Source organism: Paenibacillus antri, assembly GCF_005765165.1.
Lineage (GTDB): Bacteria > Bacillota > Bacilli > Paenibacillales > YIM-B00363 > Paenibacillus_AE > Paenibacillus_AE antri.
Genome location: NZ_VCIW01000032.1, coordinates 48,390 through 58,769, shown reverse-complemented (window position 1 = coordinate 58,769; position 10,380 = coordinate 48,390). Strand labels below are relative to the sequence as shown.

Here is a 10,380-nt window from a genome sequence, read left to right as displayed (position 1 = left end):
CCGGTATTAGCAGGCGTTTCCGCCAGTTATCCCGGTCTTATGGGCAGGTTGCCTACGTGTTACTCACCCGTCCGCCGCTAACCTTGCCCCGAAGGGCAAGATCCGCTCGACTTGCATGTATTAGGCACGCCGCCAGCGTTCGTCCTGAGCCAGGATCAAACTCTCCAAAAAGGGTAGTTCAATATGCTGCGCTCATTACAAGCTAGCTTTAAAACATTTGCCATGAGCCGAAGCTCACAGCGCGTATGCGCTCGTTGTTCAGTTTTCAAGGAACAAGCTGTCGGCTCAAGGCCGGACTATTAATTTACCACAACCGAAACCGTCATTGCAACCGGCAATGTTTCCCACCGTCGCTGTTTCGTATTTCGGCGCCGCCCTTCTCGCGGCGACAAGCAATAATATATCACAACCGCCTAGATCAATGCAAGTGTTTCTTTCGCCCATTTTTCGGTAAAGCTTCTCGGCCCCCGACGCGGGGGCCGAGCGCTTTGCCTATTACTCGACGGAACGCGCCCGCATATGCGGGAACAACAACACGTCGCGAATGGACGGAGCGTTCGTAAGCAGCATCACGAGGCGATCGACGCCGATGCCGAGTCCGCCCGTCGGCGGCATGCCGTATTCGAGCGCGCGAACGAAATCGTGATCCATCTCGTGCGCCTCATCGTTGCCCTGTTCGCGCTCCAGCAGCTGCGCTTCGAACCGCTGCCGCTGATCGATCGGATCGTTCAGCTCGGTGAACGCGTTCGCATACTCCCGGCCGACGATGAACAGCTCGAATCGATCCGTGAAGCGCGGATCCGCTTCGTTCTTCTTCGCGAGCGGCGAGATCGCCGTCGGGTGCCCGTAGACGAACGTAGGCTGAACGAGCTTCTCCTCTACGAACTGCTCGTAGAACGAGTTGACGATATGTCCGAACGTATGCGACGGGTCGACCGGAACGTTATGCTCCTTCGCCAATCGCTTCGCTTCTTCGTCGCTCATCTCGACCCAGAAATCGACCCCGACCGCTTCCTTGATCAGGTCGACCATATGCGCGCGGCGGAACGGCGGCGCCAGATTGACCTCGACGCCCTGGTACATGACCGTCGTGGTGCCGAGCACTTCGCGGGCGATGTGCGAAATCACATTTTCCGTAAGCTTCATGATGTCTTGGTAATCGGCGTACGCCTCGTACAGCTCGAGCATCGTGAACTCCGGATTGTGGCGCGTCGATACGCCTTCGTTCCGGTATACGCGGCCGATCTCGTACACCTTCTCGAGACCGCCGACGATCAAGCGCTTCAGATGAAGCTCGATCGCGATCCGCATGTACATCTGCATATCGAGGGCGTTATGATGCGTCACGAACGGACGCGCCGCGGCGCCGCCGGCAATCGCATGCAGCGTCGGCGTCTCGACTTCCAGGAAGCCGAGGCCGTCGAAGTACCGCCGCATCGCCTGGATGATCCGAGAACGGGTGATGAACGTCTGCTGCACTTCCGGATTCGTAATCAAATCCACGTACCGCTGACGGTAACGCTGCTCCACGTCCGTCAGGCCATGGAACTTGTCCGGCAACGGGTACAGCGACTTCGTCAGCACCTCGATCGACTTCGCCTTCACGGACAGTTCGCCGGTCTTCGTGCGGAAGAGCACGCCGCTCACCCCGACGATATCGCCGAGGTCGAGCAAGTTGAACGCCTTGTACAGCGTGCTTCCGACTTCGTCCTCGCGGACGTAAATTTGAATGCGGCCGGTTAAATCTTGCACGTGCGCGAAAGAAGCCTTGCCCATGCCGCGCTTCTGCATAATGCGGCCGGCGAGGCTGACCTCGACCGGGTTCGCGTCGAGCGTTTCGCCCGTCGTCTCCGCGTACGTCTTCAGTACGTCTCCTGCGTAGTTCGAGCGCTCATAACGCTTGCCGAACGGATCGACGCCGAGCTCGCGCAGCGCATCCAGCTTGTCCCGCCGGATTTGCAGCAGCTCGCTTACTTCGGTTTCTTGTGGTTGGACCGTATCGCTCATGATTCTCACTCCTACGAATGAAGGACAAGCCCAATGAACCAAAAAAGCCTCCGAAGGAAGCTCTCAAGGTCGTCGGGCTATATTACTTCTTCTTAATATCGATGATTTTATACTGAATGACGCCGGCGGGCACGTTCACGTCGACGATCGAGCCCTTCGATTTGCCAAGGATCGCCTTGCCTACCGGGCTCTCGTTCGAAATCTTGTTCTGCAGCGGATCGGACTCGGCGCTGCCTACGATCGAATACTCGACCGTATCTTTAAACTCGAGATCTTCCAAGATGACGATCGACCCTACGCTCACCGTGTTCGTGTCGACTTCGTCGTCGTTGATGATCCGCGCGTTCCGAAGCATCTTCTCGAGGGTGATGATTCGGCCTTCGATGAAGGCTTGTTCGTTCTTAGCGTCTTCGTATTCGGAATTCTCGCTGATATCGCCGTATCCGATCGCGACCTTGATCCGTTCGGCGACTTCGCGGCGCTTGACCGATTTGAGGTGCTCCAGCTCTTCCTCTAACTTTTTCAACCCTTCTTGGGTTAAAATGACCTCTTTCTCCGTCATTTTAAGTAGCTCCCGTCGTCTGAAAATTTGGTTCGGTATTCCGACTTGTGATTACTATATGAACAGCGGGGCCGAATCAACACAAGCAGGCCTTAAATTATTGACGATTATATTTCAAGGGGGAGCAAATGTCAAACAACGGAAAGCGCGCCAGGCTCCAACATCCCGCTCTCGAGCGCCGCGACGTAATCGTCCAAAATCGAGACGACTTGGTCTCTCGTGGTCACTTCCATGATCCGGTTTTTCACTTCCGCCGCGCCGCGCAGCCCTTTGAGATACCAAGCGAAGTGCTTGCGCATGTCCTTCACGGCGACCGCCTCGCCCTTCAACGCGATCAGACGATCGAGATGAAGCATGGCGATGCGCATCTTCTCCGCCGCGTCCGGCTCCGCCGGGAGCTCGCCTTTCGTTAAATATTCGACCGTGCGGTACAGCATCCATGGGTTGCCCAGCGCGCCTCGGCCGATCATAACGCCGTCGCAGCCCGTCGTGTCGAGCATCCGCTTCGCGTCTTCCGGCGTCGCGACGTCCCCGTTGCCGATGACCGGAATGTTCACGGCTTCCTTCACCTGACGGATCATGTCCCAATCCGCCTTGCCGGTGTAAAGCTGTTCCCGCGTACGACCGTGCACGGCCACCGCTTTCCCGCCGGCCCGCTCTACCGCTTGCGCGTTTTGGACGGCGTAAATATGCTCATGGTCCCAGCCGATTCGCATTTTCACCGTGACCGGCTTCTCGACCGCGTCGACGACGGAGGAGACCATCTCGTAAATTTTATTCGGATCGAGCAGCCAACGAGCGCCCGCATCGCAGCTGACGACCTTCGGGACCGGGCAGCCCATGTTGATGTCGATAATGTCGGCGTTCGTGTGCTTGTCGACGTGCTTCGCAGCCGCCACGAGCGAGTTCCGATCCCCGCCGAAAATTTGCAGACTGAGTGGCTTCTCGCGCTCGTCCACGAACAGCATCTCCATCGTGCGCGCGTTGCCGTGCAGGATCGCCTTGTCGCTGACCATCTCGGCGCAGACGAGGCCGGTGCCGAACTCCTTCGCGATCAAGCGGAACGCCGGGTTGCACACGCCGGCCATCGGCGCGAGCACGACGTTGTTTTTCGTTTCGACGTTGCCGATTTTTAACGTCTTCGTCATTTTCTCAATTCCCTCCTTCGGTTCCGTTCAATTCTTCTTTATCGATGCCGAGCGCATCGGCGATCTCGCGCAGCAATCTCGGTTCGGCCTTGCGCGTGCCGCGCTCCACCGCTCCGAGCACCGCGACCGAGACGCCGAGCTTCTCCGACAATTCGTTCTGCGTATATCCCTTCAGCTTTCGGAATGCCCGAATTCTACCGGCCAATTGTTGCTGGTCCATCTTCTCACTCCCGCAGCGTCGACCGATCCCTCGGCGGGCCCTGGCAGCCAGTCGCGCTCATTGTTATCCAGTATATCCAGAAGGGGCACCAATACGAACGCCCGCTCCATCAAGCGTGGATGCGGGACGGTCAGGTCCTTCGTGTTCAGCGTCGTATTATCGTACAGCAACAGATCGATATCGATCGTCCGCGGTCCCCAGCGAACGGTGCGTTCTCTGCCCAGCTCCCGTTCGATCGTAAGCGTCGCCGCGAGCAACGCTTCCGGAGCGAGCGAAGTTTCGATACGGCAAGCCATGTTGAGAAAAGGAGGCTGATCCTCGTATCCGACGGGATCGGTCTCGTACAGCGGCGAGACGTCGGTCACCCGTACCGAAGGATGGCCGTTCAATCGCTTGATCGCTTGCGCCAGCATGACGTCCCGATCCCCGATATTGGAGCCTAAGCCCAAATAAGCGACGCTCATGACGCCGCCTTCCGGCGGCGCGTCAACTCGACCGTTACGCCGTCGAACACGATGTCGAACGGCGGGTGCGGCTTGATAACGCGAACCGTTACCTCATGTATTTTAGCATACGCGTCAAGAATGCGGGAAGCGAGCGTCTCTGCCAGCGCTTCAATTAATTTGAATGTTTCGCCTTCCACGACGTCCTTCGCTAGGCCGTATACTTCCGCGTAATTGACGGTGTGCTCCAAGTCGTCGGTCTCCCCGGCCTTCGAGAGGTCGAGCTTCAGCTCCAAGCTGACGTAGAAACGCTGGCCGAGCCGGTTTTCCTCCGCGAACACGCCGTGCCTGCCGTATAGCTGAATTCGCTCCAGCTTTATCGTGTCCATCTTGCTTCCCCCTTTTATCGGTTACAGCTCTTCGCCGCTTCGCACGATCGCGTCCGCCATTCGCGCCGCCTTGGCGTTCGCTCCGACGTCGTGCACGCGCACGATCGAGACGCCCTTTTGTACGCCGAGCGCCGTCGTCGCGATCGTGCCTTCGACGACGTCCTCCGGCCCCGCGTCCAGAATGTCGCGGATGAATCGCTTGCGCGACGTCCCGAGCAAGACGGGAAAACCGAGCGACGCGACCGCTTCCAATCGGTTCAACAGCTCAAGATTATGCCGACGGGTTTTCGCGAAGCCGATCCCGGGGTCCAGAATAATACGATCGTCCGGGATGCCCGCCGCCTTCGCGACCCAGACGCACTCGCTTAAATCGTTATATACGTCGACGACGAAGTCGGGGCCGTAATTCATATCGTCTCGGTTATGCGTGAGGACGACCGGCGCGTTGCGCCTCGCGGCCGCTTCCAGCAGCCGAGGATCTTTCTTGCCGCCCCAGATGTCGTTAACGATCGTGGCCCCCGCCGCAAGCGCGGCTTCCGCGACGGCGCTCTTATACGTATCGATCGAGATCGGAACGTCGATGCCGTCTCGGCGCAGCGCCTCCAGCACGGGAACGACCCGCGCGATCTCTTCTTCGTCGGTAACCGGAACGTATCCCGGTCGAGTCGATTCTCCCCCGACGTCCAGAATGTCGGCGCCTTCGGCGATCAACCGCCGCGCGTGCTCGACCGCCCGCTCGACGGTCGTGTATTTGCCCCCGTCCGAGAACGAATCGGGCGTGACGTTCAGAATGCCCATGATAAGCGTGCGACGCCCAAGATCTTTATGAATGGTCATCGGTATGCGATCCCTCGATTCCCGTAAGCTTGCGGTACGACTGCCGGAGCCGCTCCGTTACCGGTCCCGCTTCCGGCGCCCACCGCTTCCGTTCCGACCCGGCCGTATCGTACAAAACGCCGACCGGCGTAAGCTCCTGCACGGAGTTCGTGACGAACGCTTCGTCGGCCGCAAGCAGCGTCTCCCAAGCGAACCGTCCTTCGACGACGGGGAGGCCGGCTTCCCGCGCCAGCTCGAGCACGACGTCGCGCGTGATGCCCGGCAGGCAGCCCGTATCGAGCGACGGCGTGTAAAGCGCCCCGTCCGCGACCCAGAAGACGTTGCTGACGATGCCTTCCGCGAGGAAGCCTTGCGCGTCGACGAACAACCCTTCCGCCGACGGGGACGCCGTTCGCTCCGCGAGCTCCCATTTCCCCAACACATTGTTCATATAATGAAAAGACTTCCGCCGAACGACGCCGCCCTCCGGCCCGTTCCGCGGCAGCCTAAGCACATGCAGCTCTTTCGGCGCCGGCGCGCCCGTCCCGAGCGACTTCGCCATAACGGCGACGTTCGGCGCCCCGTAACCGGCGGGGCTCGGCAGCCCGAGCGGCGCCGCTCCGGCGGAGACGGACCAGCGGACGTACCCGTCCGTCAAGCCGTTCGCCCGAAGCGCTTCCGCGATCGCCGTTCCGATCTCGGAGGCGTCCGGCTCGTAAGAGATCCGCAGCTCCTCGCAGCCGGCCCGCAGCCGTTCCACGTGCCGGTCGAGGAGGAACGGCTTGCCGCCGTACGTGCGGAACGTCTCGAACAGCCCCATCCCGTAGAGAAAGCCGTGATCGGTTATCGGGATCACGGCTTCGGTCTCGTCGATTATCGTTCCGTTCCACCACAGCTTCATGCGTTCGCCCGCCGCGTCCGGTCGAGGAAGTTGCGAAGCATCGTAAGGCCATGCTCCGTGATGATCGATTCCGGGTGGAACTGCACCCCTTCGATCGGATACTGCTTATGCCGAAGGCCCATAATTTCGCCTTCCGCCGTCTGCGCGGAAATTTCCAATACGTCCGGCAGCGTCTCCCGCTTCACGATAAGCGAATGGTAGCGCGTCGCCGTGAACGGATTCGGCAGCCCTTCGAACATCGTGCGGCCGTCGTGTTCGATCGGCGACGTCTTGCCGTGCATCAGCCGCTCGGCTCGCACGACGTCGCCGCCGAACGCTTGTCCGATCGCCTGATGTCCGAGACAGACGCCCAAGATCGGGATTTCTCCCTTAAACCGTTCGATGACGCCGAGCGACACGCCCGCCTCGTTCGGCGTGCATGGCCCCGGCGAAATCAAAATATGATCGGGCCGCATCGCGGCGATGCCGTCGAGATCGATCTCGTCGTTCCGCTTCACGACGACCTCCTCGCCAAGCTCCCCGAGATACTGTACCAGGTTGTACGTAAAAGAGTCGTAATTATCGATGACCAAAATCATAGTAACGCCTCCCTCTCCTCTGCTCCGCTCCGCTCGTCACGCGCGTTCGCTGATTTCTACCGCTTTCCACAACGCCTTCGCCTTGTTTAACGATTCCGCGAATTCCTTCTCCGGAACGGAATCGATCACGATCCCGGCCCCCGATTGCACGTGAGCCGTTCCGTCGTTGTACACCAGCGTGCGTATAGTAATATTTAATTCCATATTGCCGTTATAGTCAATCCATCCGATCGCGCCGGTATAGACGCCGCGTCGGACAGGCTCTAACTCTTCGATGATCTCCATCGTGCGAACCTTCGGCGCGCCGGTAATCGTCCCTCCGGGGAAGACCGCCGCGATGCAGTCGAACGCGTCCCTGCCGTCGGCCAGCTCGCCTTCGACCTCCGACACGATATGCATGACGTGGGAATAGTGCTCGACGGCCATCAGTTCCTTGACGCGAACCGTGCCGAACGTCGAAATTTTCCCGAGGTCGTTCCGTTCCAGGTCGACGAGCATAATATGCTCCGCGCGCTCCTTCTCGCTGAGCAGCAACTCCTCGCGGAGCGCTCCGTCCTCGCCGACGTCCCGCCCCCTCGGACGCGTGCCGGCGATCGGCCGCGTCGAGAGGCGGCCATGCTCGAGACGCACGAGCAGCTCCGGCGAGCCGGAGACGATGCGTTCGCCGCCGGGGAGGCGCAGGAACGCCATATAAGGCGACGGGTTGAGACGCCGCAGCGCTTCGAACACCCGCTCCGGGGACGCGCGCAGCGGCTTCGATTGCCGGACGCTGATATTGACCTGGAACACGTCGCCGCTCGCGATATATTCGCGAATCCGCTCGACCGCGTTCATATACCGCTCCTTCGGCAAGCTGAGCCGGACGTCCGCCATCCGTTCGACGTCGATGTCGAGCGCCTCGGGGATATCCAGCGCCGGCGCTTCCGCCTGCGTCCATCGGTCCCACGCCCGCTTCATCTCGGCGACGGCCGCCCGCGCCTCTTCATAGCGCGCGCGAAGCGCCTCTCCGTCCCACCGCTCGCCCATGGGGCGAGTCCGATACGCCGCGCAATAGAGCCGTTGGTCGACATGGTCGATGATCCATAGCTTCTCCAACCGCATAAAGAAGTAGTCCGGTACGGGCGAGTCCGCCGCCGCGTCGCTCGGCAGACGCTCGATCGTTCGAACGACGTCGTACGCCAGGTAACCGACGATGCCGCCGGTAAACTTGGGCGCGCGAGGCACCGGCGGCGAGGCGAACTCGGCCATCCATTGCCGCAATACCTGCAGCGGCGGCCCGACCAACCTCTCGCCGTCCGCTTGATTGCCGCCGCCCGCCTTACGCCGAACCGCCTCGGTCAGCCCGCCCGACACCCACTCCGCAGGCTCCGCGCCGACGAACGTATACCGTCCGGCTTTCCCGCTCTCCAGCACGACCGCGGCTTCTCCCGCTTCCTCCCACAATCGCTCCCAGTTCCGTACGCGCTCCGCCGCGAAATCATAAACCTCTATGTATGGAAAACAATTGTAGCGCTCGTTCCAATCCACCCATTGTCCGTATGTGATCATGCGTCCCTCGACCGCCGTTCTTCGAAAACTATTGCCTCAGTATACTGCATTTCGCGATGAAATTCACGGTCGCTTGCGCCAGCATTCCTCCGCTTGCACCAAATACCCGCCCGGAACGCGCACGATCATCCAATGCTCCATTCCGGCTCAGATCAACGTCCAAGGGTCCTCCTCGAAGACGTCCCGCATGAAGGCGCTCATCGCTTCGCTCGGATAGAACGTATCCGCATCCAATCGACCGACGATCTTCTTCAACGTCTCGTATTGCTCCGATCGTTTCATAGGCCAACGTTGCAGTCGCCCCTCTCCCGTAAATAAATGTTCTGCAGAAAAGACCTCCCCCTCCGCCAACCATCGAACCGACTCCCCTCCTTTCGACTCCAGAACGGCGGACGCCAACCGATAAGATACTGCCCTCCCCCAACGTTGGTAATGTAATAATTTAGCCTCTCCCAGTAGATCCAGATGATACGATATCGTCGCATGGGACAGCCCCTGAATTCGCGCCAACTCCGACCCGGTACGCGCCTCTTTGCGCAGAAGACTGAGGATTTCGAGACGAACGTCGTCGCCTAACGCCTGATGGAATCGAACGATGCTTCGTTTGTCCAAGGGGGAAGACCTCCTCTTTTTTGCCATCGTAGATAAATTTCTAAATTAGATAAAAATCGACGATACGAAAAAACTGACACCTCCTACTTACCAGTAAACACAAAAAAACACCGCCGGACCCTAAGGTCTCGGCGGTGCTTCCATCCGTTACACGAACGATTATTGGTTTTCTTCGAAGTTGTACAGCGGCGTGCTGAGGTAACGCTCGCCGTTGCTCGGCACGATCGCGACGACGCGCTTGCCTTTGCCGAGCTTCTTCGCCACTTGCAGCGCCGCGAAGATCGCCGCGCCGGACGAGATGCCGCCGAGGATGCCTTCCTCTTTCGCTACGCGACGGGAGGTCGCGAAGGCGTCGTCGTTTTCCACTGCGATGATTTCGTTATAGACTTCCGTGTTCAAGATCGACGGAACGAAGCCCGCGCCGATGCCTTGAATCTTATGCGGACCCGGCTTGCCGCCGGACAATACCGGCGAAGCCGCCGGCTCGACCGCCACGATCTGGATGCCCGGGAAGTTCTCGCGAAGCACTTCGCCCGCGCCCGTAATCGTGCCGCCCGTACCGATCCCCGCGACGAACGCGTCCAATTGGCCGTCGTGCGACTTGATCGCTTCGACGATTTCCGGCCCCGTCGTGCGACGGTGGATTTCCACGTTGTTGATGTTGTTGAATTGCTGCGGCATGAAGTAGCCGTTCTCCGCTTGAAGCTCTTCCGCGCGCTTGATCGCGCCCTTCATGCCTTCCGGCCCCGGCGTCAGAACGAGCTGCGCGCCATATGCGCGAAGCAGGTTGCGGCGCTCGATGCTCATCGTCTCCGGCATAACGAGGATCGCCTTGTAGCCTTTCGCGGCGGCGACCATCGCAAGACCGATGCCCGTGTTGCCGCTCGTCGGCTCGACGATCGTGTCGCCCGGCTTGATGCGCCCTTCGCGCTCGGCCGCTTCGATCATGTTGATCGCGATCCGATCCTTCACGCTCGCGCCCGGGTTCTGGTACTCGAGTTTTACGTAAATTTCAGCGCTGTCTTCCGGCACGACTCGGTTCAGCTTAACGAGAGGCGTGTCTCCGATGAGTTGCGTGATGTTCTGGACTAATTTGGCCATAATGGTATGAATCCTCCTTAGATCCGACCCGCCCGACTTACGGTGAGAAGGATAA

General features: G+C 59.8%; 12 protein-coding genes and 1 rRNA gene. All 13 read right to left on the bottom strand.

Annotated elements, in window-relative coordinates:
• A 16S ribosomal RNA gene (locus tag FE782_RS29900) occupies positions 1–171 on the bottom strand; the annotation flags it as partial.
• 324 nt (positions 172–495) lie between these two features.
• A complete protein-coding gene (gene lysS / locus FE782_RS29895) occupies positions 496–2,007 on the bottom strand; it encodes a lysine--tRNA ligase (RefSeq protein ID WP_138198014.1) in 1,512 nt (503 codons plus the stop codon).
• 82 nt (positions 2,008–2,089) lie between these two features.
• Positions 2,090–2,569 (bottom strand): transcription elongation factor GreA, encoded by a 480-nt coding sequence (gene greA / locus FE782_RS29890; RefSeq protein ID WP_138198013.1) that lies wholly within the window; start codon positions 2,567–2,569, stop codon positions 2,090–2,092.
• Between the two features lie 131 nt (positions 2,570–2,700).
• A complete protein-coding gene (gene dusB / locus FE782_RS29885) occupies positions 2,701–3,717 on the bottom strand; it encodes a tRNA dihydrouridine synthase DusB (protein ID WP_138198012.1) in 1,017 nt (338 codons plus the stop codon).
• 4 nt (positions 3,718–3,721) lie between these two features.
• Positions 3,722–3,937: a helix-turn-helix domain-containing protein gene (locus tag FE782_RS29880; RefSeq protein WP_138198011.1), complete on the bottom strand. Its 216-nt coding sequence runs from the start codon at positions 3,935–3,937 to the stop codon at positions 3,722–3,724.
• A complete protein-coding gene (gene folK / locus FE782_RS29875; protein ID WP_138198010.1) occupies positions 3,889–4,401 on the bottom strand; it encodes a 2-amino-4-hydroxy-6-hydroxymethyldihydropteridine diphosphokinase in 513 nt (170 codons plus the stop codon). The genes FE782_RS29880 and folK overlap by 49 nt, the downstream gene beginning before the upstream one ends.
• Complete coding sequence (gene folB / locus FE782_RS29870; RefSeq protein ID WP_138198009.1) at positions 4,398–4,769, bottom strand: dihydroneopterin aldolase; 372 nt, start codon at positions 4,767–4,769, stop codon at positions 4,398–4,400. Before folB ends, folK begins: the two co-directional genes overlap by 4 nt.
• Positions 4,770–4,790: 21 nt before the next feature.
• Positions 4,791–5,606, bottom strand: a complete 816-nt coding sequence (folP, locus tag FE782_RS29865) for a dihydropteroate synthase (protein ID WP_138198008.1) — start codon at positions 5,604–5,606, stop codon at positions 4,791–4,793.
• Positions 5,593–6,486, bottom strand: a complete 894-nt coding sequence (locus FE782_RS29860; RefSeq protein WP_138198007.1) for an aminotransferase class IV — start codon at positions 6,484–6,486, stop codon at positions 5,593–5,595. Before FE782_RS29860 ends, folP begins: the two co-directional genes overlap by 14 nt.
• Positions 6,483–7,064 carry an aminodeoxychorismate/anthranilate synthase component II gene (pabA, locus tag FE782_RS29855; RefSeq protein ID WP_138198006.1) on the bottom strand — a complete coding sequence of 194 codons (582 nt, stop codon included), beginning with the start codon at positions 7,062–7,064 and terminating at the stop codon, positions 6,483–6,485. The genes FE782_RS29860 and pabA overlap by 4 nt, the downstream gene beginning before the upstream one ends.
• A gap of 36 nt (positions 7,065–7,100) precedes the next feature.
• On the bottom strand, positions 7,101–8,612 hold the full coding sequence (locus FE782_RS29850; RefSeq protein WP_138198005.1) for an anthranilate synthase component I family protein: 1,512 nt from the start codon (positions 8,610–8,612) through the stop codon (positions 7,101–7,103).
• Between the two features lie 147 nt (positions 8,613–8,759).
• Positions 8,760–9,224, bottom strand: coding sequence for an ArsR/SmtB family transcription factor (locus FE782_RS29845; protein ID WP_158299614.1), 465 nt, complete (start codon positions 9,222–9,224; stop codon positions 8,760–8,762).
• A 159-nt stretch (positions 9,225–9,383) separates the two neighbouring features.
• Entirely contained in the window at positions 9,384–10,325 is a 942-nt protein-coding gene (cysK, locus tag FE782_RS29840) for a cysteine synthase A (protein WP_138198003.1), read from the bottom strand.
• Positions 10,326–10,380: the final 55 nt, after the last annotated feature.

Coding starts and splice junctions, on each gene's coding strand:
- lysS (WP_138198014.1), bottom strand. CDS start 2,007: ATGAGCGATACGGTCCAACCACAAGAAACCGAAGTAAGCGAGCTGCTG.
- greA (WP_138198013.1), bottom strand. CDS start 2,569: ATGACGGAGAAAGAGGTCATTTTAACCCAAGAAGGGTTGAAAAAGTTA.
- dusB (WP_138198012.1), bottom strand. CDS start 3,717: ATGACGAAGACGTTAAAAATCGGCAACGTCGAAACGAAAAACAACGTC.
- FE782_RS29880 (WP_138198011.1), bottom strand. CDS start 3,937: ATGGACCAGCAACAATTGGCCGGTAGAATTCGGGCATTCCGAAAGCTG.
- folK (WP_138198010.1), bottom strand. CDS start 4,401: ATGAGCGTCGCTTATTTGGGCTTAGGCTCCAATATCGGGGATCGGGAC.
- folB (WP_138198009.1), bottom strand. CDS start 4,769: ATGGACACGATAAAGCTGGAGCGAATTCAGCTATACGGCAGGCACGGC.
- folP (WP_138198008.1), bottom strand. CDS start 5,606: ATGACCATTCATAAAGATCTTGGGCGTCGCACGCTTATCATGGGCATT.
- FE782_RS29860 (WP_138198007.1), bottom strand. CDS start 6,486: ATGAAGCTGTGGTGGAACGGAACGATAATCGACGAGACCGAAGCCGTG.
- pabA (WP_138198006.1), bottom strand. CDS start 7,064: ATGATTTTGGTCATCGATAATTACGACTCTTTTACGTACAACCTGGTA.
- FE782_RS29850 (WP_138198005.1), bottom strand. CDS start 8,612: ATGATCACATACGGACAATGGGTGGATTGGAACGAGCGCTACAATTGT.
- cysK (WP_138198003.1), bottom strand. CDS start 10,325: ATGGCCAAATTAGTCCAGAACATCACGCAACTCATCGGAGACACGCCT.